The following is a 25622-nucleotide window of genomic DNA, read 5'->3' as shown; positions in this document are numbered from 1 at the left end:
ACGGCCTGCTGCCGCTGCTGGAGCACTGCATCAAGACCCCAGGCGTGCACGTGATCGACTGCCCGGTCGACTACAGCGAAAACGACCGCATCCTCAACAGCGAGCTGCGTGAGCGCGCGCTGGCGGTGTAAACAGCTCCACAAGCCCTTCATAGAGCCAGCAGGCGCTGGGAGCTTATGCTCCTGCGTCAGCTGGCTGTGGGCAATCACTCCTTCCCGCTCTTTATCCTAGGGCGTTTCCCACTCAATTCTCTCCAAGATCCTTCAACTGCTTGAGAATCGCCCGACTGTCCCTCCAAAACCCAACCCCGCTCTACTGGCGACCTTCCAAAACAACCACAAAAAGGAAGTCGCCATGTCCGAACATTGCCCCCCCGTCAGCCCTGTCCGCATCGCTGTCATCCAGTACGACCCACAAGTCGGGCTAGAGTACTGCGATGGCAACCTGAGCAGAGGCCTGGCACTGGCCCGGCGTGCGGTGCGTGAAGGTGCCAATCTGATCGTGCTGCCCGAGCTGGCCAACACCGGGTACACCTTCCACTCCCGTGCCGAGGCCTATGCGCATGCCGAAACGTTGCAGGCAGGCCGTAGCCTGAAAGCCTGGGCTGATTTCGCCAGGGAGTATCAGGTGTACCTGGCAGCAGGATTCGCCGAGCGTGAGGGCCTCAAGCTCTACGACAGCGCCGTATTGTTTGGCCCCGACGGCCTGCTAGGCCACTATCGCAAGGCCCACCTGTGGAACCAGGAAAAGCTCTGGTTCACCCCTGGCGACCTCGGCTTCCCTGTATTCGAGACGCCAATCGGCCGTATTGGCCTGCTGATCTGCTGGGACATCTGGTTCCCTGAAGTGCCACGGCTCATGGCAGCGCAAGGGGCAGACATCATATGCAGCTTGAACAATTGGGTGTGGACACCGCCTCCGCTGTTTGATGAAACAGGGCGTTGCATGGCGTCGTACCTGACCATGACAGCCGCGCATGTGAACAATGTCTACATCGCCGCCGCAAACCGTATCGGCAGTGAGCGAGGAGGGCGCTTTCTCGGTTGTTCGTTGATTGCCGGAACCAACGGTTGGCCCATTGGTGCTGTGGCCAGTGCGGAGGAGGAAAGCATTGTCTACGCCGATGTCGACCTCAGCAGCGCGCGTTCAGCGCCGATCTGGAACAGCCTCAACGACCTGCAGCGTGATCGCCGTACCGACCTCTACGATGCTGCGCTTGGCTACCGCCTGCATGCGCCTATGCCACGCTGAGGATCCGCACATGAAGCCATTACTGCTGCCCAATCGGCAGCACGCCCCCGTGCTGATCTTCACCTGCCTGGCAATGCTGCTGGCAGCCAGCCTTGCGTCAGGCCCGTGGCCAGACTACGGGCAACTGGCGGCGACACTGGACCAACCGCTGAGTCGTTTGCGCTGGATAGTGGGCGATATCAGCGAGGTCGCATTCTACAAGCATGAGCTGCCTGCGCTGGGCTTGCTGCTAGGCGCCAGCCTGGCGCACTGGGCCCATCTTCGCGGGTATCGCTGGCAGGGTTTTGCAATCTGTTATGGAAGTGGACTGTGGCCATGGGTGTTCACCAGCTCGCTGATGGGCCTTTTACTTAGCCATGCCTTGTGGGGATGGACCTTGGCCAGTGGTACCTGGCAACCAACGTTCGTGGCCTTCGTGTCGTTGCCGGCAGCCACGGTGCTGTTGTATGGGGCGGGCTGGCGGGTGGCGGTAGCAGGCGCGTTACTGGGGGCAATACTGGTAACCCCGGCGAGTCTGCTGCTGGTCAACTACCTGTGCTACCCCCTGCAGTTGCCTGTGGTCATCGGCAATGTGAGTGGTATGGCCGTGGCAAGTGTCGCCGCTTTCCTGCTGTGCAAGCGCTACCCGTCATGGGTCCGTCAAAGCCACGAACCCGACGTTGTGAAACCTGTGGCCAGCCAGCCATCCTACGGTGTGATCTGGACCTTGCGGCGTGTACTGGCCGATTTCAGTGAAGCACCCTTCTTTGGCAATGAGCTGGCTAGTCTGGGTCTACTACTAGGCTTGTTACTGGCTCACCTGTTGGCCCCGGCAGCCCCTGCATACGGCTCAATGTTGGCGTTGCACATTGTGGCCGGACAGGCCTTGGCATCCTTGGTAGGCGTCGTATTCTGGCGCGGCCAGTGGCAAGCCCGGGGGTTGTACCCGACTTACATTCCGATTGTCTCGGTCGTGCCGGCCGCCGTGCTGACGCATGGCGGTAGTTGGCAAGTCATTGTGGCCAGTGCAGTGCTGGGGGCCCTGGTGGCTCCGCCGCTGGCAGTGGCGATCACGCAGCGGTTGCCGGGTTATGTGCATGGCTACATCGGCAACGTGGTGTCGATGGCGATCAGCACGTTGGGAATCGTACCGCTGATCGGGTTACTGGTGGGGGGAGAAGGATGATTGAGCATTCGGACCTGCCCAAGCTTTCGATCGCCAGTTTGGGCGGGACGGTCAGCATGCAGGCTAGAGCGGGTGGGTGTGGCGTAACGCCCACCCTGGATTGTGAGCAGCAACTGCTTCAGGTACCGCAGTTGCGCGAAATGGCGCAGTTGACTGTAACGTCATTGAGCCTGGTCCCCAGTGCATCGCTCAGCTTCAACGCGTTGCTGGAAGTGCTGGCCTGGGCTCGCTGCGAAGTCGAGGGCGGTGCCCGGGCCGTGATACTGACCCAAGGCACCGACAGCCTTGAGGAAACGGCCTATTTCCTTGACCTGCTTTGGCCATTCGATGCGCCTTTGGTGATGACCGGTGCAATGCGCTCGCCCAGCCAGCCGGGCAACGATGGCCCGGCCAACCTTCTGGCTGCGGCCCAGGTTGCATTGGCACGAGGCAGCGGTGGGCGTGGTGTGCTGGTGGTGATGAATGATCAGATCCATCGTGCGACAAAGGTTCGCAAGACAGCCAGCCTGGCGATAGCGGCATTCGACTCGCCTGGTTTCGGTCCTGTGGGGGAAGTTGTAGAGGGTGTTGCAACGTACCGCCATCCCCCAGACAGGCGGGAGGTACTCCCGCTACCGGGGCGTACCGACCAGCGCGTCATCCTGCTGGAAGCGTGCCTGGACGCCGACACTGTATTGCTGCAGGCTCTGCCCGCATTGCGCTACGACGGGCTGGTCATCGCCGGGTTCGGCGCCGGCCATGTTTCCGGCAATTGGTCTGATGTTCTGGAGCACATGACGCCAACCCTGCCAGTCATTGTCGCCACTCGTACAGGTGAGGGGGCTACAGCCCGCGCAACATACGGGTTTTCCGGCTCCGAGATCGACTTGCAGAAAAAAGGTGTGCATATGGCCGGGCACCTCTGCCCGCGCAAGTGCCGCATTTTGCTGTGGCTGCTGATTGGCGCCGACCGGCAGCATGAGTTGCCGGGTTGGCTGCCCACCTGAGAAATTTGCCCGTGCAGTATCTTGCACGGGCAACCCTCCAAGCATTGCTGTGCTAGGGTGCACACACTTTTGCTAGCAAGGATTCCCTGCCCGATGCTCCCGCCACTCAGCGAAAAAGAACTGCACCGCCTCGAAGACCTGCTGATCACTTACGGCAACGACTACTCGGTACTCAACCTGGCCGAGCTCAATGGCTTTTTCACCGCGCTGGCTAGCTCGCCGACCACGGTCACCCCCGAGCACTGGCTGCCGGCAGTGGCAGGTGGCAAGGTGCCCAAGTTCAAGAAACCGGCCCATGAAGAAGCCTATGTGGCATTGATGCTGCGGTATGCCGACCAAGTCGCCGGACAGTTGGGCGACCACATTGATCAGTTCGAGCCGCTGTTCGAGGAAACAGAAGACGAGCAGGGCACCGTGGTCGTGATGGAAGAATGGTGCTTCGGCTACATGCGCGCTACCCAGGTCGCCAACTGGGAAGCTCTGCCGCCAGAGCAGGACCAGTTACTCAAAGCCATCTCTTTGCATGGGCTGGAGGATAACTTCGAGCTGCTGGACCAGATGAGCGAAGCGGAGATACAGGCCTGTGTGCCGAAGGTGATCGAAGCCGCGCGTGGTTTGTTCCGCTACTTCAACAAGCCGCACTGAGGCACACGGGCTCGGTTGCTGCGGTGCTTGCTGGGGCCGCACTGCGGATCCGTCAGCAAGCACCCGAAAAACGCAGACTGTTTTTTGTAATGGGGCGGTTAATTATTCCATCTGGCGAAATTATGGTTTCCCCCGCGCACTGATTCTGCTGCCAGCCGAATCAGTGCAGCATGTGCTCCATCAGCCCAATCCGGTGCTGACCAGGAGCCAAGCCCATGTCGAACCCGATCAAGCTCTACAACTTCCCCAAGTCCGGCCACGCCCACCGCATCGAGCTGATGCTTTCGCTGCTCAACCTGCCTACCGAGCTGGTGTTCGTGGACCTGGCCAAAGGTGCGCACAAGCAGCCGGACTTCCTGGCCCTCAACCCGTTCGGCCAGGTACCGGTCATCGATGACAACGGCACGGTGATCGCAGACTCCAACGCAATCCTCGTTTACCTCGCCAAAAAATATGACAACGGCACCTGGCTACCCGAAGCGCCAGCCGCTGCCGCCCGTGTACAACGCTGGCTGTCGGTCGCTGCAGGCCCGCTGGCCTTTGGCCCGGCCGCTGCACGCCTGGTGACCGTGTTCGGCGCTTCGTTCAACACTGACGAAGTGATTACCCGGGCGCACACCCTGCTCAAGGTGATTGATGCCGAACTGGCCAAGTCGCCGTTCCTGGCAGGCGACACGCCGACCATCGCCGACGTCGCCAACTACTCCTACATCGCCCACGCACCGGAGGGCAACGTGTCGCTGGAGCCGTATGCCAACGTACGTAGCTGGCTGGCGCGGATCGAGGCATTGCCGGGCTTCGTACCGATGCCCCGCACCGTCATCGGGCTGCAGACCAGCGTCTGATGCCCCTGCGAGGAACGCCACCATGCAACAGTCCCCCGATCACCGCCCCTCGCCTTGGCATGCGGGCGAGAAAACCCTGCAGGAAAAGGTCGGAGTAGCAGAGCGCATGGAGGCGTTCGGGCAAAAGGTCATTCGTGACTACATGCCCGACCAGCACCGCACGTTCTACCATCAGTTGCCGTTCATGGTGGCGGCCAGCGTAGACGCTCAGGGGCGGCCCTGGGCGACGCTGCTGGAAGGGCCGGAAGGTTTCGTCAGTTCGCCCGACCCACGCCAGTTGACCATTGACACCAGGCTAGCGGCCGATGACCCGGCGACCCCGGGCTTGGTCGCCGGGCAGGCAATCGGCCTGCTGGGCATCGAACTGCACACCCGCCGGCGCAACCGCCTCAACGGGCAGATTCGCCAGGAGGTTGCAGGGCAATTGCAGGTGACGGTAGAGCAGTCGTTCGGCAACTGCCCGCAATACATCCAGTTGCGCGATTACACGCGCGTCGCCGAACCGGCCCAGGGGCGCATCGATGCGACGGCCCTGGATGCCACGACCGTCAGTATGATCCAGTCTGCCGACACCTTCTTCGTCGCCAGCTATGTCGAGCATGACAACGGCCAGCGTTCGGTGGATGTGTCCCACCGTGGCGGTCGGCCAGGATTCGTCAGGGTCCAAGGCAATACGCTGACCATTCCCGACTACGCCGGTAACCTGCACTTCAACACCTTGGGCAACTTGTTGGTCAACCCGAGGGCAGGTTTGCTGTTCATCGACTTCAGCAACGGCAACGTGCTGCAGCTGGGCGGGCGTGCCGAGGTGCTGCTGGAAAGCCCGGCCATCCAGGCGTTCGAAGGTGCAGAGCGGCTGTGGACGCTGGAGGTCGACCAGGTGGTGTGGCGGCCGGCTGCGGTTTCCCTGCGCTGGGCGTTCAAGGAGTACGCCCCGACCAGCCTGATGACCGGCACCTGGGCCGAGGCCGATGCGCGTTTGCAGCAACGTCAGCAGCAGCGCCAATGGCAAGCCTGGCGGGTGCTGCGGGTAGAGCAGGAGAGCCGCGATATCCGTTCGTTCTACCTCCAGCCGCCCAGCGATAGTGCTGTGGGGTTTGCACCCGGGCAACATGTTCCGGTGCAGGTCAAGCGCGACGGTGAGGCGCCGCTTATCCGCACCTACAGCTTGTCCAGCGCACCTTCCGACGGCTATTGGCGCATCAGCGTCAAAGCCCAGGGTCCGGTTTCCCGCCACTTGCATGCGCGCATCGCGCCAGGCGATGTGCTTGATGTTCGCCCACCCATGGGCAGTTTCACGCTCGACATACAGAGCACGCGGCCGTTGGTGCTGATTGGCGCTGGCGTAGGCATTACGCCGTTGCTGGCCATGCTGCGTGAGCAATTGAGCCAAGGGCAGGCTCGGGCCATCCACGTGTTCCAGGGTGCGCGTAGCCTGGCCGACCTGCCGTTCAGGCAGGAGCTGGCGAGTTTGCAGCAACGGGCCGAGGGCTTGCTGCACATTCATCGCGCCCTGAGCCAGCCGGAAAGCCATGCGCTGCTTGGGCGGGATTACGAGTTTGCCGGGCGCCTGGGCATCGGGCAGGTCAAGGCGACGCTGGCACTGGACGACTACGAGTTCTACCTGTGCGGACCGGGCAGTTTTACCCAGGACTTGTATGAAGGGTTGCGCGGCGTGCATGTGCCGGATGCGCGGATTCACGCAGAAGCGTTCGGGCCGTCGACGTTGCGCCGGCACCCGCACGCCGACCAGCCTGCCTTGCAGCAGCCACCCGCTGCCAGCGAGCCAGTACCGGTGTACTTTGCGGCGTCGGCCAAGGAGGCGCGCTGGGCACCCGGCGGCGGTACCTTGCTGGAGCTGGCCGAGGCGCGCGGGCTGGCGCCGGAGTTCAGTTGCCGGGGTGGCTCGTGTGGTACCTGCAAGACCAGACTGGTGAGTGGCCAGGTGCATTACCCGCATCCACCGGCAGAGCTACCGGAGGCGGGGTCGGTGTTGATCTGTTGTGCCGTGCCGGCGCAGGTGCAGGAGGGGGTGCAGGCCCTGGTGCTGGACATCTGATACACCAGCCCGCCTCTTCGCGGGCAGCAGAAAATACCCAGATGAACAATAATCCCGGCACCTCATGCCCCCAGGAGCTCGCATGGACCAGATCCACCTGATGAAGGTATTCGTCGCCGTAGGTGAGCTGGAAAGCTTCGCCGCTGCTGCCCGCCGCCTGGCCATCTCCCCGGCCGCCGTCACCCGTGCCGTCAGCGCCCTGGAGGAGCAGCTGGGGGTCAAGCTGCTACTGCGCACCACCCGCAGCGTGCGCCTGACCGAGGCAGGCGGCCGCTACCTGGAGGACACCCGGCATATCCTGGCCAGCATTCACGAGGCCAACGAAGCGGCGGCCGGCATCAATGCCACACCCAAGGGCGACCTGGCGGTGACTGCACCGATCCTGTTCGGCAAGAAGTTCGTCATGCCCAGCATCGTTCGCTACCTGCAGCAGTATCCGCAAGTCGACGTGGCCGCCTACTTTCTCGACCGCGTGGTGAACCTGGTCGAGGAAGGCATGGATGTGGCCGTGCGCATCGGCCCGTTGCCCGACTCCGGTTTGAAGGCCCTGCGGGTCGGTCAGGTCCGGCGCATGTTGTGCGCTGCGCCCGGTTACCTGGCGCGCCACGGTGTGCCCAGGCACCCCTCGGACCTGGCCGGGCATGCGGTGATCGGTACCACCAACCTGTCCCCCCGAGCCGGCTGGCGCTTTGGCGTGACCGATGAGCCGACTTTGGTGCGCATGAAACCGCGGCTGACGGTGACCAGCAATGATGGGGCTATCGCTGCGGCCTGCGGTGGCCTGGGGATTGCCCGTTTATTGTCATACCAGGTGGCTGATGAACTGGCGAGCGGGCAGTTGCAGGTGATTCTGGCCGAGTATGAGGAAGCACCCTGGCCGATTCACATACTGCACCGCGAGAGCAAGTACGGGTCGGCCAAGGTCAGAACCTTCATCGACATGCTGGCGCAGGCGCTGCGGGACCAGCAACTGGAGTGAGCACGTAGCGCCCACAATGCGTTACAACGCTTGGTACTGCATGCTGAACCCCAGGCTCATCGTGTCACCCTGTTGCAACAGCCTCAGCCCCGGCCGGCCGGGCAGGTGATGGGCGTTGACCGGGTGGCTGACCGGCTCGAAGCAGAAGAAGCCTTGCCCCGGCGGGCAGAACAGCAAGAAGTGCTCCGCCCCGCTGGCGCGACAGGCCAGCCGGTAGCCTGCCCCTGGCTGTTCGATCACACAGTGCCCCGGCCAGCCACTGAAGGCGTGGTCGACCAGCGTCTCGGGCAGGTGGCCCAGTGCTTCGAACCCCCACGGCTCGGGCACCGTGGCCTGATACGACGGCAAGCGCCCAGCCTCGGCCAGCCACACCTTGCGCGCGGGCGCAGACAGCTTGGTATCGGGGTAGCGCGGGAAATAAGGATGCAGGCCCAACCCATACCAGTTGGCCGAATCATCCCGGTGCGTCACATGCAGGTCCAGGGTCAGGCAGCCTTCATGCAGGTGTATATCCAGCGTGGCCTGGTAGGCGAAGGGTACGGCGCTGTCCAGCGTCAGCCGTGCGCGCCGGTCGCTGTGATGCTCAACGTGCCAGGCCTGCTGCCAGGCGCTGCCATGAATGGGATAGGCGTCGTGCTCGGTATTCGGCGCCAATGCCTGCCAGCCCTGCGGCCGGGCATAGCCCCCCTCGGCAACCCGATTGGACCAAGGCGCCAGTGGGTAGCAAGCCAGCCGCCTGGGCGTGGCGCTGGCCAAGGCAGCCGCGTCGGTATGGCGCAGCAGCGCCTGCCCCGTTGCCTTGACCTGCCAGTTGACCAGGCTGGCACCCAGTTCCGGCGCCAGGCTCAGGCGGGTCAGGCGGTCCTGCAGGTGCAGTGTGGTCACAGCCATGCAATGTTCCTCTGGAGCAGAGCGATCAGTTGGCCCGCCGGTACGTCAGCAGCACGATGCCGCATACCACCACGGCGCCGCCGAGCAATTGCAGCGGGCCCAGTTGCTGGTCGAGCAGGGCCCAACCCAGCAGTAAAGTGGCAATGGGTTCGACGTTCATCACCGGGGCGTTTTGCGCCATGTTCAACCTGGGTACGCAGACGAACAGCAAGCTGAACGCCAGCCCATACAGCAGTACCAGGCTGGCCAGCGCCACCCAGCCACTGCTGCTGCCCGGCAGCGACAAACCGGCCGGCATCACCCCGCTGGCGCCCGCGAGCAGCATGCTGGAGAACACGATCAGCAGGGTCAGCAGGCTGCGCACTGGGCCCCGCACGCTAGCCAGCTTGTGGTCGGTGATCCACAACGCGCAAGCAAAGGCACAAGCGGCGCCGAAGGCCAGGCTGACCCCCAGCGCCCAGTGCGGGTTGCCCGCACCGCTGTCGGCCAGACGTGCCGGCACATCCAGCGCCAGCACCAGGCCGCATAGGATCAAGCCCATGAACAGCACGGTGCGGCCAGTGGGGCGCGCACCGCCCAGCGCCCAGGTCAGCAGCGCCAGCAGCATCGGGAAGGTATTGCCTACCAGCAAGGCCAGGGCCACCGGGATGCGCGCCACCGCCGAATACAGGCACAGGCTCTGGGTGGCGATCAGCAGGCCAAGCAGCAGTTGCCAGCGGCGGGTGCCAACGGGCAGCGCCAGCGCCTGACGTTGCCACAGCAGCACGCCGGCCAGCACCAGGAAGGTGATGCCGGAACGGCAGAGTATGGCCAGCAGCACACCGGTGCCGTCATCGAAGGCGATGCGTGCGGCGATATGGTTACCGGCGAATGAGCAGGCAAGCAGAGCCAGCAGGGCGATGGCCAGCTGGCGCGGGAACAGCGGGGGAGCAGAGGAGGGGACAGCCATGTGCAGGATCCGTTTGCAGGTAGATTTTCCAGCCCTATCGCAGTCGTTGTAGGAGCGGCCTTGTGTCGCGATGGGCCGCAAGGCGGTCCCAGCAATATTCGCAACAACGCCGAAAACCTGGGGCCGCTTTGCGGCCCATCGCGACACAAGGCCGCTCCTACAGGCTGAGGTGCGGTTACAGCACCACGCTAGGCAGCCACAGCGAAATGGCCGGAATGTAGGTCACCGCCATCAGCACCAGGAACAGTGCCAGGTAGAACGGCAGCAGCGCCTTGACCGTCGATTCGATACTCACCTTGCCCACCGCCGAGCCGACGAACAACACGGCGCCCACCGGCGGCGTGATCAGGCCGATCCCCAGGTTCACCAGCATGATCATGCCGAAATGCACCGGGTCCACGCCGATGCCGGTGATCACCGGCAACAGGATCGGCGTTAGGATCAGAATCAGCGGCGCCATGTCCATCACCGTGCCCAGCAGCAGCAACATGAAGTTGATGCACATCAGGATCACATAGCGGTTGTCCGACAGGGTGAGGAACGCCGTGGTGATCTTCGACGGGATCTGCATCAGCGTCATCACGTAGCCAAAGCTGGCCGCGAAGCCGATCAATATCATCACGATCGAGATGGTGCGCACCGTGCGATGCATCAGCTTGGGCAGGTCGCGCCACTTGTAGTCACGGTAGATGAACATGGTCACGAAGAATGACCAGACGACCGCCACGGCTGCCGACTCGGTCGCAGTGAACACGCCCGACAGGATACCGCCCAGGATGATCACCATGGCCATCAGGCCCCACAGTGCCTCACCGGCAATCTTCAGCGCCTGGCGCAGCGGGATGACCTCACCCTTGGGGTAGTTGCGCTTCTTCGCGAACAGCAGGCACAGGCCCATCATCACCGCGCTCAGCAGCAACCCTGGCATCACCCCGGCCATGAACAGCGAGGCGATCGAGACCGTGCCGCCCGCCGCCAGCGAGTACAACACCGAGTTGTGGCTGGGCGGGGTCAGCAGCGCCTGTACCGAGCCGCTCACCGTCACGGCGGTAGAGAACTCGCGCGGGTAGCCTTTGCGCTCCATCTCCGGGATCAGCACCGAGCCCACCGAGGCGGTGTCTGCCACCGACGAGCCTGAAATTGCACCAAAGAACGTCGAGGCCATGATGTTGACCAGCGAAAGGCCGCCGCGCACGAAACCCACCAGCACCCCGGCAAAAGCCACCAGCCGCCGTGACATGCCGCCTTCGGCCATGATGGCCCCGGCCAGCACAAAGAACGGAATGGCCAGCAGCGAGAATTTGTTAACCCCGCTGGCCACCTGGATCATCATCGCCTGCAACGGTATGTCTATCCACCAGGCGCCGATCAGCGCCGAAAGGCCCAGGGCATAGGCCACGGGCATGCCCAGCAGGATGAGCGCGATAAAACTGCCCAACAGAATGAACGCATCCATTTACGCCGCTCCTTCGTTTTCTTCCAGTTGGTCGAAGCGCACCACCTTACGGTGGCTCTGGTCGCCCAGCAGGAGTTTTTCCAGCACAAACACCAAGGTCAGCACGCCACCGATTGGGATCGGCGCATAGGTCATGCCCACGCGCACACTGGGCAGGGAGGCCAGAAACTGGTTCCAGGTGGTGATGCACAGCTGGGTGCCGTACCCGGTCATGAACAGGCACACCAGAACCATCAGCACCTGCACCAGCAGGGCCACCAGCCGGCGCTGCAGCGGCGGCAGGCGGTCGGTGATCATCGCCACCGCCATGTGCGCCCCGGCGCGGTAGCTGGCGGCTGCGCCAACGAAGGTGAACACCACCATCAGCAAGATGGCCACCGGCTCTGGCCAGCTGGCCCCGGTGCCGAGTACATAGCGGGCGAAGATGCCCCACGGGATGATCAGCGACATGCTCAGGATCGACAGGCCGGCGACCCAGATACAGGCGCGGTACAACGTGTCGTTGGCACGCAGAAAGAGGTTTTTCATGGGCATCACCAAAGCGGCAGGGCGGCTGACGCGGCCCTGCCGAGGTCGGGAGGAAAGGTCGCGCTTACTGCACCGCGTCGATACGTTTCATCAGGTCGGCGTATTGCGCGCCGTATTTTTCCCGCACCGGTGCGGTCGCGTCGTAGAAGGGTTTCTTGTCGACGGTGATGAACTCGACACCGGCGGCCTTGAGCTTCTCTTCGCTGCTGGCCGTTTTCGCATCCCACAGCACCCGCTCTTCCATCTGCGCCTCACGCGCTACCTTTTTCACCAGCGCTTGCTGTTCGGGGGTGAGCTTGTTCCAGGTGGTCTTGGACATCACCACCGGCTCGGGCAGGATCAGGTGGTTGGTCAGGGTGAAGTACTTGGCACTCTGGTAGTGGTTATGTTCGAGCAGGGTCGGCGGGTTGTTTTCGGCGCCGTCGATTACGCCGGTCTGCAGCGCGCTGAAGATCTCCCCGGTGTCCATGGCGATGCCGTTGCCGCCCATGGCGTTCATCATGTCGATGAACAGCGGGTTGCCCTGCACGCGAATCTTCATGCCCTTCAGGTCTTCCAGGCTGCGCACCGGCTTTTTCGTGTAGAGGCTGCGCGAGCCGCCATCCATCCAGGCCAGGGCCACCAGGTTGAAGTCGGAGTTGGTGATCTTGTCGAGGATTTCCTGGCCGATCTCGCCATCGATGACCTTGCGCATGTGGTCGTGGTCGCGGAACACGAACGGCATGTTGAACACGTTCACATCCGGCACCACCGGGCCGACGATCCCCAGGCTGACGCGGGTCATCTGCACGGCGCCGATCTGCGCCTGTTCGATCACTTCCTTCTCCGAGCCCAGCACACCGCCGGCAAACATCTTGAAGGTGATGTCGCCATTGCTGGCCTGTTCCAGTTTCTTGCCCATGTTCTGCTCGGCCACCACCGTGGGGTAGCCGGCGGGGTGAATTTCCGCGAACTTGATGTCCAGCGCCGAAACGGGCATGGCCACGCTGCAGGCGAAGGGGAGTACGGCAAGAAGCAGCTTGCGTTTGAACGTCATGATGAAACTCCGTGGTTTTTATTATCTGGTTTCGGGCGTGCAAAGGGTGTGGTGCGCGTCGCGGGGCTTAGCCCCGCCATGCTGGCTCCTCCAGGCCCTTGGTGCCTGGGTTGAGGGCAAATACCCCGCCGGCCAGCGGCTGGTCGCCAAGGTCGAGCCCCGCCGGGCGGATCGAGGTGACGTACAGGGTGTCGAGGTTGGCGCCACCGAAGGCGCACATCGCCGGCTTCTTCACCGGCACGCTGAGCGAGCGGTCCAGGCGCCCGTCAGGGGTGAAACGGTGGATCTGCCCGGCGTCATTGCCGCATATCCAATAGCAGCCGTCCTGGTCGATGGCGGCACCGTCGGGGCGGCCGGGGTAATTGCGCATGTCCACGAACAGCCGCGGGTTATGGGGTGTGCCCGTGTCGGTGTCGTAGTCGAAGGCCCAGACCTTCTGCACGCTGGGGTGCGAATCGGACAGGTACATGCGCGTGCCGTCGGGGCTGAAAGCCAGGCCGTTGGGCACGATCATGCCCGCTTGCTGCAGGTGCAAATGGCCCTCGCGGTCATGCCGGTACAGTGCACCTACCTGGGCGCCTTGCTGCATGTCCAGCAGCATGCTGCCGGCCCAGAAACGCCCTTGGCGGTCGCAGCGGCCATCGTTGAAGCGCATGCCCGGCTGCGCATGCGCCACGCCGCTGAGCACACGGCTGGCCAGGCTGCCGTCGGCCTTGGTTTGAATCTGGAAGATGCCGCTTTCCATGCCGGCCACCCACCCGTCGCCACTGCGGGCGATACAGGCCAGCATCTGGTCGCCCTGCCAGACCTGGTGCGTGTTATCCACCGGCCGCCAGCAGTGCAACTGGCGCGCGGGTATGTCGACCCAGTACAAGGCCTGCTCGCCAGGGTGCCACACGGGGCTTTCCCCGGTGCCGTTGCGGGCGTCGACGATCAGTTCACAGTGCATGGCCGTGCCTCCTGGCGCGTGCGGTCAGTTGAACGGTCCGGCCACGGCAAATGCGCCGCCCTGATAGACCATGCTCGGGTCATCGGCGGCAGGCGCCGGCTCGGCTTCCACCGCTGCGCGGAAGGGCTCCGAGCTGTCCTTGGGCACGTAACCCAGGTGTGCGGCATGGCGGTTGTCCCACCATACGGTGCGGTTAGCCGAGGCACCGTAGACAATGGTGTGGCCGACGTTCGGCGTGAACAGGCCGCGCTCGATCAGTTGCACCAGGTCGTCGTAACTTAACCACGTGCAGAGCATGCGGGGGTTCTGTGGCCGGGGGAACGAAGAGCCGATGCGGATGCTGACGGTTTCGATGCCGTAACGATCGAAATAGAAGCTGGCGACATCTTCGCCATAGCACTTGGACAGCCCGTAGTAGCTGTCGGGGCGGCGCGGGGCATGCGCGTCGATGCGCTCGTTCTGGCGGTAGAAGCCGATGGTATGGTTGGAGCTGGCGAAGACCACCCGTTGCACCCCATGCTTGCGTGCCGCCTCGTAGACATGGAACACGCCGCAGATATTGGGGCCGAGAATCTCTTCGAACGAATGCTCGGTAGACACCCCGCCGAAGTGCACGATGGCATCGACGCCTTCGACCAGGGCATGCACGGCTGCCTTGTCGGCCAGGTCGCAGGTGACCACTTCTTCGTGTGGGCCAGCGGCTGGGGCCATGGGGTTGATGTCGGAAAGGCGCAGGACCTCGGCGCAGCCTTGCAGGCGTTCGCGAAGGACCTTGCCCAGGCCGCCTGCGGCTCCGGTGAGCAGCAGGCGTTTGAGGGGGGTAGTGGTCATGACCGGCTCTTGTTGTTAATTGTTGTAGGTTGTCGTATGACTTTTGTGATTATTGGCAGTACGATTCAGTGTTGTCAATGACAACTCAATGTCAGCCCTGTGTCATGCGCGTGCCCTGTAGAAGCGGCCTCGTGTCGCGAAAGGAGTGCGAAGCGCCCCCACCACTGCACCTTAGCGGCATGATTCGCCAAGGGAGGTTCGCCCTCCTTACGCGACACAAGGCCGTCCCTGCAAAGGTATGCATCAACCCTTACAGCAACGACAATGGATAATTGAAAATCAACCGGTTCTCATCGAACTCGTTATTGCTGTAGTCCCGCCGAATCGACGAATTGCGCCATTTCACACTCAAATCCTTGAACGCCCCGCTCTGGATCACATACGCCAGTTCAGTCTCACGGACCCATTCCTTACCATCTGTCACCACCCCGCTGTGCACGTCGCGGCCGCTGATGTAGCGGTTCATCAAGGTCAGCCCCGGCACGCCGACGGTGACGAAGTTGAAGTCATGGCGCACCTGCCATGAGCGTTCGTTGGCGTTGTCGAAGCTGGCGTTGTAGCTGTCATTGGCCAGGGTTCCGCCACTGGTGCCATTGACCCGCATCCAGGTATCGCCATCGACCTTCTGCAGCCCGACCCAGAAGGTGCTGCCGCCGTATTTGGCGGAGAACATCCCCGAGTACGTCTTGTTGTCCAGCTCGCCAGCGCGCCTGGAACCGTCGTCATCGCCCTGGAAATAGCCCAGGTTGGCGCCCAGGGTCCAGTCGCCGAGCGGCTGGCTGTGGCTCAGCTGCAGGTATTGCTGCTGGTACACGTCCTTGAGCACCGCATTCCACAGCCCCACCAGGGTGCGCTCCTGGTTGAACCTGTATTCGCCCCCGACGAAGTTGAAGCGGTCCGACACCGCGCCGCCGTAGCTCATGTCCTCCATGCTGGCGTCGTTGCGCGGGCTGTTGGCGCGGAACTGGCCGCCGTACAAGGTCAGCCCGGCAATCTCGTTGGACGTGACCTGCCCGCCACGCAATGTTTGCGGCAGTGAACGCCCGTCGTCCGCGCGCAGAATTGGCAGTACCGGCATCCATTCGCCGATCTTCAGCTCGGTTTTCGAAATGCGCGCCTTGCCCGCCACGGCAAGCCGGCCAAAGTCATCCGCCGGCCGCCCATCGTCGTGGCGTGGCAGCAGCCCTGTGCCATAGGTGCCGCCCCCGCCATCGAGCTTCACCGACCACAGCCCCAGCACGTCCACGCCAAAACCCACCGGGCCCTCGGTGAAACCGGAACGGGCATCGAGGATCACGCTCTGGGTCCATTCTTCGGCTTTGCCTTGCGGGTTGGCGGGGTTGGTGAAGTTGCGGTTGATATAGAAATTGCGCAGGCCCAGCACGGCTTTGCTGTCGTCGATGAAACCTTGGGCAAGGCTGGTGCCCGGCAGGCAGCTGAGCAGGCTGGCGCCAAGCAGCGCACAGGGGAGGGGGGTGTGGCAGATTTTCGACATGGGTTGCTTCCGCTGATGTTGTTTTTGTTATGTGTTGTCGTACAACTGCGGCTTTTTTAACAAGTGAAAAACCCGCTGTCAACGGCGTTGGCCGCCAGCATTCAGCTACTTTCAGCGGTGAGCGCTCAAGCGCAGGCTCTAGCTCGGGGCTCGCAATAACAGTTGGTCATACTATGACTTCCGGCGAATTGTTGCATTTGTCGCAACGCACTGCCTCGGGTGCGTCGGTTTGTCGCAGAATTATTTAGTAATACTATTCTTCGTTGCTGAATGTCTTATCGATTCAGACCTATGGAAACGGAGATTTCACCGATGAGCACCACCCGTGCTTCGCACCCCTCACGCTTGCTGCCCAGATTGCTAGGCGTGGTTTTTTTGCTGATGGGCCTGGCCTTGCTGGCCGGCGGCATCAAACTGGCAACCCTTGGCGGTTCGCTGTATTACCTGCTGGCCGGCATTGGCTTGGCGATTACCGCAGCCTTGTTGCTGGCTGGCCGACGTGAGGCATTGAGCGTTTATGGCGTCGTGCTGTTGCTGAGTTCGCTCTGGTCGTTGGTCGAGGTGGGCCTGGACTGGTGGCAACTGGTCCCCCGGCTGGCCCTCTGGTTCGTCCTTGGCCTGGTGTTGTTATTGCCTTGGCTACGCAGGCCATTGACGCAGGGCCAGCCTTATCCCCTCGGTACAGGGGTATTGAGTGTGGGCGTGGCGGCCGCGGGCCTGATGGCGCTGGCCAGCCAGTTCACCCAGCCCGACACCGTGGTCGGCCGCCTGGACCGTGACACGGCAGGTACCACCAGCACGGCACCGGCAATGCCTGACGGTGACTGGCAGTCCTACGGCCGTACCGAGTTTGGCGACCGTTACTCGCCACTCAAGCAGATCACCCCGCAGAATGTGGGCAAGCTCAAGCTGGCCTGGACCTACCGCACCGGTGATATCCCCGGGCCGAACGACCCGGGCGAGACCACGGCGGAAAACACCCCGCTGAAAGTCAACGGCAAGCTCTACGTGTGCACCCCGCATAGCCAGGTGATTGCCCTGGATCCCGACAGCGGCAAGGAGATCTGGCGTTTCGATCCCAAGCTCAGCACCCAGAATGCGGCCAACTTCAAAGGCTGGGCGCACATGACCTGCCGCGGCGTGGCCTATTACGACACGGCCAGCTCGCAAGCGAGCCCCGTGCAAGGGCAGACCTGCGCCAAGCGCATCTACGTACCCACCGCCGACACCCGCCTGATCGCGCTGGATGCCGATACCGGCCAACAGTGCGCCAGCTTTGGCGACAACGGCCAGATCGACCTTACCCGCAACATCGGCAGCTTCGCCCCCGGTGGCTATTACTCCACTTCGCCACCCACCGTGGCCGGCGGCCTGGTGATACTTGGCGGTCATGTCACCGACAACGTTTCCACCGACGAGCCGTCCGGCGTAGTCCGCGCCTATGATGCGATCACCGGCCAGCTGGTATGGAACTGGGACAGCGGCAACCCCGACGCCACCGCGCCGATCGGTGACGGCCAGTTCTACACCCGCAACTCTCCAAACGTGTGGTCGGTGATCAGCGCCGATGAGAAGCTCGGCCTGCTGTACCTGCCCATGGGCAACCAGATGCCCGACCAGTGGGGCGGCAACCGCACACCAGAGGCGGAGAAATTCAGTGCCGGCCTGGTAGCCCTGGACATCGCCACTGGCAAGGTGCGCTGGAACTACCAGTTCACCCATCACGACTTGTGGGACATGGATGTCGGCGGCCAGCCGAGCCTGGTCGACATCAAGACCGCCGAAGGCATCAAGCCTGCGGTGATGGCATCGACCAAGCAGGGCAGCATCTACGTGCTGGACCGCAGCAACGGTCAGCCGCTGGTGCCCATCCACGAAACCCCGGTACCGCAAGGCGCCGTGGAAGGTGATCACACCGCACCGACCCAGCCGATGTCCGAGCTCAATTTCATGCCGCCCACCCTGCGTGAGCGAGACATGTGGGGCGTAACGCCGTTCGACCAGATGCTGTGCCGCATCGACTTCCGTTCGCTGCGCTATGACGGCATCTACACCCCGCCATCGCTGCAGGGCTCGCTGGTCTACCCAGGCAACTTCGGGGTGTTCGACTGGGGTGGCATTTCGGTCGACCCGGAGCGCCAGATCGCCTTCGTCAACCCCAGCTACATGGCCTTCAAGTCGCAGTTGGTGCCTGCCTCGAAAATCGCCGGGCAGCCGGCGCGCAAGAGTGAAACCGAGGGCATCCAGGCCAATAAGGGGGCGCCTTATGGCGTGATCATGGGCGCTTTCCTGTCGCCGCTGGGGCTGCCTTGCCAGGCACCGGCCTGGGGCTATGTGGCCGCAGTGGACCTGACCACCCACAAGGTGATCTGGAAGCACAAGAACGGCACCGTACGTGACAGCTCGCCCATTCCGATCCCGCTGACCATGGGCGTGCCGAGCCTGGGCGGAAGCTTCACCACCGCCAGCGGCCTGGCGTTCCTCAGCGGCACCCTCGACCAGTACCTGCGTGCTTATGACGTGCGCGATGGCAAGGTGCTTTGGGAAGGGCGCCTGCCGGCAGGTGCTCAGACCACGCCGATGACCTACACCGGCAAGGATGGTCGCCAGTACGTGCTGGTGATGGCCGGCGGGCATGGCTCGCTGGGGACCAAGCAAGGGGACTACGTCATGGCGTTTGCCTTGCCTGAATAAACGCCTTTTTCAGGAATTCGCGGGCACGCCCGCTCCCACAGGTGTTCTGCGCGATGCATAACCTGTGGGAGCGGGCGTGCCCGCGAATGGCCTGACAAAAATACCAAGCCTTAAATATCCCTATATATGGGATTGTATTTTACATATTGGAATTTACACCTACCCAGGTTTATAGTCGCCCTCACTCACTGCCAAAAACAGAACAGGTGAAGCGATGCAGGCGCAATTGATCGCGCTCGACTGGGGAACCACCTCCCTTCGTGCTTATAAACTCGCCGCCAATGGCCAAGTGCTGGACCTGCGCACACTGCCCAGCGGCATCATGCAATTGCCAACGTCCCCGCGCCTGATCAACGGCCAACCCTGCAACGACGGTTTCGAACTGGCGTTCGACGACGCCTGCGGCGACTGGCTCGACGCCCAGCCCGGCCTGCCGGTGATTGCCTGCGGTATGGTCGGCAGTGCCCAGGGCTGGCGCGAAGCGGCCTATCGCGACACCCCGGCCAACGTCGCCAGCCTTGGCGCCTCCCTGCAGACGGTGCGCAGCCGGCGCGGCGTGGGCGTGCACATCGTGCCGGGCGTGATCCAGCGTTCGCGCCTGCCCAATGTCATGCGTGGCGAAGAGACCCAGGTGCTCGGTGCACTGCCCAGCGTGACCACCGATGACCTGCTGATCGGCCTGCCCGGCAGCCATTCGAAGTGGGTGCAGGTGGCCGAGGGCTGCATCGTTCAGTTCGATACCTTCATGACCGGCGAAGTGTTCGCGGTGCTCAGCGAGCACAGCATCCTCGGCCGTACCCAGCAACGCGGCGCCGCCTTCGATGCACCGGCTTTCGACCATGGCGTGCAGGTTGCGCTCGGCAGCGAAGGCGAGATCGGCCCGCTGTCCACCGTGTTCAGTGCCCGCAGCCTGGGGCTGACCGGTGAACTGAGCGCCAGTGCCCAACCCGATTACCTCTCCGGCCTGCTGATCGGTCATGAGCTTTCGGCACTGGCCAAGGTGCAGCGCCAGCGCCGCAACAGCATGCACCTGCCGGCCATCCTGCTGATCGGCAACGGCCCACTCTGCATGCGCTACGGCCGCGCCCTGCAGGCGTGCGGCTTCGGCCACGTCAGCGTTGCCGAACAGGCCACCGAACGCGGCTTGTGGCAGTTGGCGCTTGCCGCTGGCCTCATCCACTCATCCTGAAGGGAGCTCGACATGCTTGAACAAGCACTGGCACAGAACGGCCTGATTGCGATCCTGCGCGGTTTGCAGCCGCATGAAGCCGCCGCGACGGGGGAAGTTCTCTATGGCGCCGGTTTTCGCGTCATCGAGGTGCCGCTCAATTCCCCCGACCCGTTCGAAAGCATCCGCACGCTGCGCCGTTGCTTGCCTGCCGATTGCCTGATCGGCGCAGGCACCGTGCTGACCCCGGCGCAGGTGGCACAGGTGAAAGAGGCGGGCGGGCAATTGATCGTCATGCCGCACTGCGACCCGCAGGTGCTGCGCGCGGCCAAGGCGGCAGGGCTGTACCTGGCGCCGGGTGTCGCCACGCCGACCGAAGCGTTCGCCGCCCTGGCCGAGGGTGCCGACTTGCTCAAGCTGTTCCCAGCCGAGCAGATGGGGCCGGCGGTGGTGAAGGCCTGGCTGGCGGTATTGCCCGCTGGCACCGTGCTGGCGCCGGTTGGCGGCATCACCCCCAGCAACCTGCAGCAATTCTTCGACGCTGGCGCCAGGGGCTTTGGCCTGGGTTCCGGCCTGTACAAGCCGGGCATGACGCCTGAGCAGGTCGCGGTCTCTGCCAAGGCTTACGTGACCGCTTGGCAAGCCCTGCGCTGACCCATTACTGCGCTGCATCCCAACAAGAGAGACAAGCAGATGAAAATTACCAAGCTGACCACCTTCATCGTCCCGCCACGCTGGTGCTTCCTCAAGGTCGAGACCGACCAGGGCGTTACCGGTTGGGGTGAACCTGTGGTCGAAGGCCGCGCCCACACGGTGGCCGCTGCCGTCGAAGAACTGTCCGATTACCTGATCGGCAAGGACCCGCGCAACATCGAGGATATCTGGACCGTGCTCTACCGCGGCGGCTTCTACCGCGGTGGTGCCATCCACATGAGCGCCCTGGCGGGTATCGACCAGGCGTTGTGGGACATCAAGGGCAAGGCGCTGGGTGTGTCGGTCAGCGACCTGCTCGGCGGCCAGGTGCGCGACAAGATCCGCGTGTATTCGTGGATCGGCGGCGATCGACCCGCTGACACCGCGCAAGCGGCAAAAGAGGCCGTGGCACGTGGTTTCACCGCCGTGAAGATGAACGGCACCGAGGAACTGCAGTTTCTCGACACCTTCGACAAGGTCGACCAGGCGTTGGCCAACGTCGCTGCCGTGCGCGATGCGGTCGGGCCGAACGTGGGCATTGGCGTGGACTTCCATGGCCGCGTGCACAAGCCCATGGCCAAGGTGCTGATGAAGGAACTCGACCCTTACAAGCTGATGTTCATCGAAGAGCCGGTGCTCAGTGAAAACTACGAAGCGTTGAAAGAACTGGCGCCGCTGACCAGCACGCCGATTGCCCTGGGTGAGCGGCTGTTCTCGCGCTGGGACTTCAAGCGCGTGCTCAGCGAAGGCTACGTCGACATCATCCAGCCCGATGCGTCGCATGCCGGCGGCATCACCGAAACCCGCAAGATCGCCAACATGGCCGAGGCCTACGACGTCGCTCTGGCGCTGCACTGCCCGCTGGGGCCGATCGCCCTGGCGGCCTGCCTGCAGCTCGACGCTGCCTGCTACAACGCTTTCATCCAGGAGCAGAGCCTGGGTATTCATTACAACGAGAGCAACGACCTGCTCGACTATGTGCGCGACCCCGGCGTGTTCGACTACCAGCAGGGCATGGTCAAGATCCCCAACGGCCCTGGCCTGGGCATCGAGATCAACGAGGAGTACGTGATCGAGCGCGCCGCTGTCGGCCACCGCTGGCGCAACCCGGTGTGGCGCCACGCCGATGGCAGCTTTGCCGAGTGGTGACTGCCTGGCCCCAACTGCGTTGAAACGACCTCAATAACCATAACAAGAGGCACTGCTCATGCACCCGCATACCCTTACCGGGCAGGCGACCCTGTCGGCGCCCAGCCGCAAGCGCTTTTTCATCATGGTGCTGCTGTTCATCACGGTGGTGATCAACTACCTGGACCGCAGCAATCTGTCGATTGCCGCACCGGCCTTGACCAGCGAGTTGGGCATCGACCCGATTCACGTCGGCCTGGTGTTCTCGGCGTTCGGCTGGACCTACGCCGCCATGCAGATCCCAGGCGGCTGGCTGGTCGACCGCGTACCGCCGCGCATTCTGTATACCGTGGCGCTGGTGCTGTGGTCGCTGGCCACGGTGATGCTCGGTTTCGCCGCCAGCTTCATCGCGCTGTTCGTGCTGCGCATGGCGGTCGGCGCCCTGGAGGCGCCGGCCTACCCGATCAACAGCCGCGTGGTCACTACGTGGTTCCCCGAGCGCGAGCGGGCCACGGCCATTGGCTTCTACACCTCCGGGCAGTTCGTCGGCCTGGCGTTCCTGACCCCGGTGCTGGCCTGGCTGCAGCATGCGTTCGGCTGGCACATGGTGTTCGTCGCCACGGGTGCGGTGGGCATTCTCTGGGGCGTGATCTGGTACGCGGTGTATCGCGAACCGCGCGATTTCAAGGGTGCCAATGAGGCCGAGATCGAACTGATCCGTGAGGGCGGCGGGCTGGTGGATATCCAGCAGGAGCAGGCCAAGACCAAGGCCAGGTTCAGCTGGGCCGACCTGGGCATCGTGCTGACACAGCGCAAGCTCTGGGGCATTTACCTCGGCCAGTTCTGCCTGAATTCGACACTGTGGTTCTTCCTCACCTGGTTCCCGACCTACCTGGTGAAGTACCGCGGCATGGACTTCATCAAGTCCGGCATGTTGGCCTCGCTGCCGTTTCTCGCCGCCTTTGTCGGGGTGCTGTGCTCGGGCTTTTTCTCCGACTGGCTGATCCGTCGTGGGGCCAGCGTGGGCCTTGCGCGCAAGCTGCCGATCATCAGCGGCCTGTTGATTTCCACCGCCATCATTGGCGCCAACTTCGTCGACTCCACCCCGCTGGTGATTGCTTTCCTGGCGCTGGCGTTCTTCGGTAACGGCCTGGCCTCGATCACCTGGTCGCTGGTTTCTACCTTGGCTCCGGCGCGTCTGCTCGGGCTGACCGGCGGGGTGTTCAACTTCATCGGCAACTTGTCGGCGATCGTCACACCCATCGTGATCGGCTTCCTTGCCAGCGGCGCTTCGTTCGCCCCGGCGATCACTTACATCGCCGCGCTGGCCCTGCTTGGCGCGCTGTCGTACATCCTGCTGGTCGGCAAGGTCGAGCGCATCGAGTTGTAGCCGCGCCCTGCGGGTGAACATAATGTCGCCCGCCCATTCGCACTTCGATAAAGGCCGCACATGCAGGAAGACCCTACCAAAACCGCCCCTACCGGCACCCAGACCCTGCTGCGCGGCCTGGCCGTTGTGCAGGCCGTGGCCGCAGGCGCGCGCGACCTCAAGGACATCGCCCAGCACATCGGCACCACCCGCAGCACCACCCACCGCCTGGTCAGTTGCCTGGTGGACGAGCGCTACCTGCGCGTGGTACCCCAGGTCGGTTACCTGCTTGGCCCCAAGCTGATCGAACTCGGCTTCCAGGCCCGAGAAGAGCTGCCGCTGGTGACCCTTGCCGGGCCATACCTCGACGAGCTGTCGGCGTTGACCGGCGACACCATCCACCTGGCGATCCGCGAAGGCGATGAGGTGCTGTACCTGCACAAGACCCCGGGGCGCAACGGCCCGGAGATGCGCTCCCGGGTCGGCCACCGCATGCCGCTTGCGCGCACGGGTATCGGCAAGGCGCTGATGCTCGACGACACCCCGGCCGAGTGGCAGAGGTTGTATGAAACCAGCCTGCCGGCAGGTGGCAAAAGCCCGTTCTGGCCGCACCACGCCGAGCAGACCTGGGCGCAGTTCGAACAGCGCATGGTCGAGTATGTGAAGGGGGGTTATGCCTTCGACCTGGAGGACAACGAGCCGTCGATCCGCTGCGTGGCTGCGCCGGTACGCGATGCCAGCCGGCGGATCGTGGCGGGAATCAGTGTGGCCAGCACAGTGCCCTATATGCCCGAGGAGAAGATGCGCGAGCTGGTACCGGTGGTCAAAGGCGTGACCGCGCGGCTTTCGGCAGAGCTTGGGCTAAAGCACTAGCCTGAACCTCGTGGGCACTGAACTGCGCGCTCCAATTGGTGTCTGAGCGCCAACAATGACATGACGTCCATTTCCCCAAGCAAGGAAGCTTCACCATGCAACCCACCCCAGTCACGTCCGCCGGCAAGCTGCTCGGCAGTTTTGGTTATGGCAAGGCGCTGATCGTCAGCTTGATCACCCTCGGCATCATCTGTGTGGGCCTCGCGGCTTTTGTCGGCTACCTCAGCACCATCGTCTCGACGGACGTTAGCGGCCCGGTCGACCTGCAAACACGACGTGGCACCACGCTGCATTTCAGCGGCCCGATACAGATCTTCTACTTCACCATTGGTTTGCTGCTGGCCCTTGGGTTGAGCATGTTCGGCCTGGCCCTTTGGCAGAAGAAGCTGCGCGGCGCCCGTTATGAGGTGTATGAAAAAGGGCTCTGCCAGGTGATCGGCAGCGAGCGCGATTACTTGCCGTTCAGCGAGATGGAAGACCTGTACCTGTTCGCCTCTGGTCAGACAGCTGCTGCCGGCCTGGTCAACAACCTGGCGTACCGCCGCAACGACAGCGAAGCGTTCCGGCGCGTCAATGCCCACCTCAAGGGCCTGTACAAGTTCATTGACCTGGTGCGCGAGCTGCACCTGAACGAACGCCTGCCCCAAGCCATGGCCACCCTTTCGCAGGGCGGTACAGTGCAATTCAACTACGTCGGCACTGGCCAGGTGTGGGGCAAGCGTGTCAGCGGCAACTTCCTCAATGTCACGACCAAACCTCTCCGGGTCACCCGTGATGCCCTGGAAGTCGAAGGCATCAAGGTGCCCATGACCAGCCTGCGCAGCATCGATCTCAGTGCCTGGAGCGAACTGGTGGTGATCAAGGACGAAAGCGGCAGGACCGTGCTGTCCACCGCGGGGAGCGGCATCATGAGCTTCGACCTGTTCCTCAATACCCTGCATAACCTGCTTGAAGCAAAGCAGGCCTCTGCCACCGCCTGACGCCCTGCCAGGATCCCTCTCAGGAGCGGCCTTGCCGGGCGCCGGACCGGTCGAAAAGGGGCGCAGCGCGCCCCCAGCCCGCCGTTGATAATTTCCGTATTTCCATTATCAAGTCGGTTTTTGATTAATGATTGTTTTTTTGGGAGCTACGGACGCTGAGCCCAGCTGGTGAGTCTTCGGCGACTTTTGCAAAGGATTGGTTTTTTCCTGAATCAATCGATACTCAAACCGATCTCGTCCACGACCACTCAGACTGGCAAGTCCAGTCCCGGCACATGGCAACTGAGTGTGCCGTACCCCTCCTGTCGGCGTGGGCGAGGTCTCTTGTCACTCTGCCTTATCTCGGCAGAATCAAGTGCGCAGCTTATCAGCGCATATGGCAACCAATGCCTGGTCCAGTTCACTCTGCCCGCGAAGCAAGCGACGCGGTGTCTGGCACCGGCTTCGCCGGTGTTCGCGGGCAAGCCCGCTCCCACGGGGGTATCCCCGTTTGCGGAAGGTTTCGTGATACCTGCAGGAGCTGATCTTGCCAGCGATGATTGCATTGCAGGATTAGCCAGGCTTTGGCAATACGCAATGCCCTGTGGGAGCGGGCGTGCCCGCGAAGCAAGCGACGCGGTGTCTGGCACCGGCTTCGCCGGTGTTCGCGGGC

The 25622-nt window shown here is 63.1% G+C and carries 23 protein-coding genes; 15 read left to right on the top strand and 8 right to left on the bottom strand.

Going from position 1 to position 25622, the window contains the following annotated elements:
- The 8 genes from DMX12_RS30075 to DMX12_RS25170 form a co-directional block, all read left to right on the top strand.
- On the top strand, window positions 1–131 hold a 131-nt coding region (locus DMX12_RS30075), incomplete at its 5' end, for a hypothetical protein (RefSeq protein WP_235575318.1).
- Window positions 132–354: 223 nt separating this feature from the next.
- Window positions 355–1251 carry a nitrilase family protein gene (locus DMX12_RS25200; RefSeq protein WP_009682591.1) on the top strand — a complete coding sequence of 299 codons (897 nt, stop codon included), beginning with the start codon at window positions 355–357 and terminating at the stop codon, window positions 1249–1251.
- Window positions 1252–1261: 10 nt separating this feature from the next.
- Window positions 1262–2416 carry a hypothetical protein gene (locus DMX12_RS25195; RefSeq protein ID WP_110679759.1) on the top strand — a complete coding sequence of 385 codons (1155 nt, stop codon included), beginning with the start codon at window positions 1262–1264 and terminating at the stop codon, window positions 2414–2416.
- Window positions 2413–3402: an asparaginase gene (locus DMX12_RS25190; protein ID WP_110679758.1), complete on the top strand. Its 990-nt coding sequence runs from the start codon at window positions 2413–2415 to the stop codon at window positions 3400–3402. The genes DMX12_RS25195 and DMX12_RS25190 overlap by 4 nt, the downstream gene beginning before the upstream one ends.
- 93 nt (window positions 3403–3495) lie before the next feature.
- Window positions 3496–4047, top strand: a complete 552-nt coding sequence (locus DMX12_RS25185) for a UPF0149 family protein (protein WP_054905987.1) — start codon at window positions 3496–3498, stop codon at window positions 4045–4047.
- A 215-nt stretch (window positions 4048–4262) separates the two neighbouring features.
- Window positions 4263–4892, top strand: coding sequence for a glutathione S-transferase family protein (locus tag DMX12_RS25180; protein ID WP_029885569.1), 630 nt, complete (start codon window positions 4263–4265; stop codon window positions 4890–4892).
- A 22-nt stretch (window positions 4893–4914) separates the two neighbouring features.
- The gene (locus DMX12_RS25175; RefSeq protein WP_110679757.1) at window positions 4915–6951 is read left to right on the top strand and encodes a pyridoxamine 5'-phosphate oxidase family protein; all 2037 of its coding nucleotides are present in this window, start codon (window positions 4915–4917) and stop codon (window positions 6949–6951) included.
- Between the two features lie 82 nt (window positions 6952–7033).
- Window positions 7034–7930 (top strand): LysR family transcriptional regulator, encoded by an 897-nt coding sequence (locus DMX12_RS25170; RefSeq protein ID WP_054913711.1) that lies wholly within the window; start codon window positions 7034–7036, stop codon window positions 7928–7930.
- Between the two features lie 21 nt (window positions 7931–7951).
- Here the strand turns inward: DMX12_RS25170 and DMX12_RS25165 are convergent, their stop codons facing one another.
- The 8 genes from DMX12_RS25165 to DMX12_RS25130 form a co-directional block, all read right to left on the bottom strand.
- Window positions 7952–8821, bottom strand: a complete 870-nt coding sequence (locus DMX12_RS25165; RefSeq protein ID WP_110679756.1) for an aldose 1-epimerase — start codon at window positions 8819–8821, stop codon at window positions 7952–7954.
- A 25-nt stretch (window positions 8822–8846) separates the two neighbouring features.
- Window positions 8847–9770, bottom strand: coding sequence for an EamA family transporter (locus DMX12_RS25160; RefSeq protein WP_110679755.1), 924 nt, complete (start codon window positions 9768–9770; stop codon window positions 8847–8849).
- Window positions 9771–9945: 175 nt separating this feature from the next.
- Window positions 9946–11226: a TRAP transporter large permease gene (locus tag DMX12_RS25155; protein ID WP_009682579.1), complete on the bottom strand. Its 1281-nt coding sequence runs from the start codon at window positions 11224–11226 to the stop codon at window positions 9946–9948.
- Window positions 11227–11754 (bottom strand): TRAP transporter small permease, encoded by a 528-nt coding sequence (locus DMX12_RS25150; RefSeq protein ID WP_009682578.1) that lies wholly within the window; start codon window positions 11752–11754, stop codon window positions 11227–11229.
- Window positions 11755–11818: 64 nt separating this feature from the next.
- The gene (locus tag DMX12_RS25145) at window positions 11819–12790 is read right to left on the bottom strand and encodes a TRAP transporter substrate-binding protein (RefSeq protein ID WP_009682577.1); all 972 of its coding nucleotides are present in this window, start codon (window positions 12788–12790) and stop codon (window positions 11819–11821) included.
- Window positions 12791–12857: 67 nt separating this feature from the next.
- Window positions 12858–13739: an SMP-30/gluconolactonase/LRE family protein gene (locus tag DMX12_RS25140; RefSeq protein WP_110679754.1), complete on the bottom strand. Its 882-nt coding sequence runs from the start codon at window positions 13737–13739 to the stop codon at window positions 12858–12860.
- A gap of 24 nt (window positions 13740–13763) precedes the next feature.
- Window positions 13764–14570 (bottom strand): NAD(P)-dependent oxidoreductase, encoded by an 807-nt coding sequence (locus DMX12_RS25135; protein ID WP_009682575.1) that lies wholly within the window; start codon window positions 14568–14570, stop codon window positions 13764–13766.
- A gap of 250 nt (window positions 14571–14820) precedes the next feature.
- Window positions 14821–16065, bottom strand: a complete 1245-nt coding sequence (locus DMX12_RS25130) for an OprD family porin (protein WP_110679753.1) — start codon at window positions 16063–16065, stop codon at window positions 14821–14823.
- Window positions 16066–16377: 312 nt separating this feature from the next.
- Here DMX12_RS25130 and DMX12_RS25125 point away from each other — a divergent pair, with 312 nt between their 5' ends.
- The 7 genes from DMX12_RS25125 to DMX12_RS25095 all read left to right on the top strand — a co-directional run bounded on the left by DMX12_RS25125 (window position 16378) and on the right by DMX12_RS25095 (window position 24970).
- Complete coding sequence (locus DMX12_RS25125; protein ID WP_110679752.1) at window positions 16378–18759, top strand: glucose/quinate/shikimate family membrane-bound PQQ-dependent dehydrogenase; 2382 nt, start codon at window positions 16378–16380, stop codon at window positions 18757–18759.
- A 214-nt stretch (window positions 18760–18973) separates the two neighbouring features.
- Complete coding sequence (locus tag DMX12_RS25120) at window positions 18974–19948, top strand: 2-dehydro-3-deoxygalactonokinase (RefSeq protein WP_110679751.1); 975 nt, start codon at window positions 18974–18976, stop codon at window positions 19946–19948.
- Between the two features lie 12 nt (window positions 19949–19960).
- Window positions 19961–20581: a 2-dehydro-3-deoxy-6-phosphogalactonate aldolase gene (locus tag DMX12_RS25115; protein WP_110679750.1), complete on the top strand. Its 621-nt coding sequence runs from the start codon at window positions 19961–19963 to the stop codon at window positions 20579–20581.
- A 39-nt stretch (window positions 20582–20620) separates the two neighbouring features.
- Window positions 20621–21769 carry a galactonate dehydratase gene (gene dgoD / locus DMX12_RS25110; RefSeq protein WP_110679749.1) on the top strand — a complete coding sequence of 383 codons (1149 nt, stop codon included), beginning with the start codon at window positions 20621–20623 and terminating at the stop codon, window positions 21767–21769.
- Between the two features lie 58 nt (window positions 21770–21827).
- Complete coding sequence (locus tag DMX12_RS25105; RefSeq protein ID WP_054913804.1) at window positions 21828–23138, top strand: MFS transporter; 1311 nt, start codon at window positions 21828–21830, stop codon at window positions 23136–23138.
- Window positions 23139–23198: 60 nt separating this feature from the next.
- A complete protein-coding gene (locus DMX12_RS25100) occupies window positions 23199–23990 on the top strand; it encodes an IclR family transcriptional regulator (protein WP_054913805.1) in 792 nt (263 codons plus the stop codon).
- A gap of 95 nt (window positions 23991–24085) precedes the next feature.
- A complete protein-coding gene (locus tag DMX12_RS25095) occupies window positions 24086–24970 on the top strand; it encodes a hypothetical protein (protein WP_110679748.1) in 885 nt (294 codons plus the stop codon).
- Window positions 24971–25622 lie beyond the last annotated feature (652 nt).

The sequence above is a fragment of the Pseudomonas sp. MB-090624 genome, assembly GCF_003205245.1.
In the GTDB taxonomy this organism is placed as follows: Bacteria; Pseudomonadota; Gammaproteobacteria; order Pseudomonadales; family Pseudomonadaceae; genus Aquipseudomonas; species Aquipseudomonas juntendi.
The sequence above is the reverse complement of the archived record's forward strand: the minus strand, read 5'-3'. Positions and strand labels throughout refer to the sequence as shown.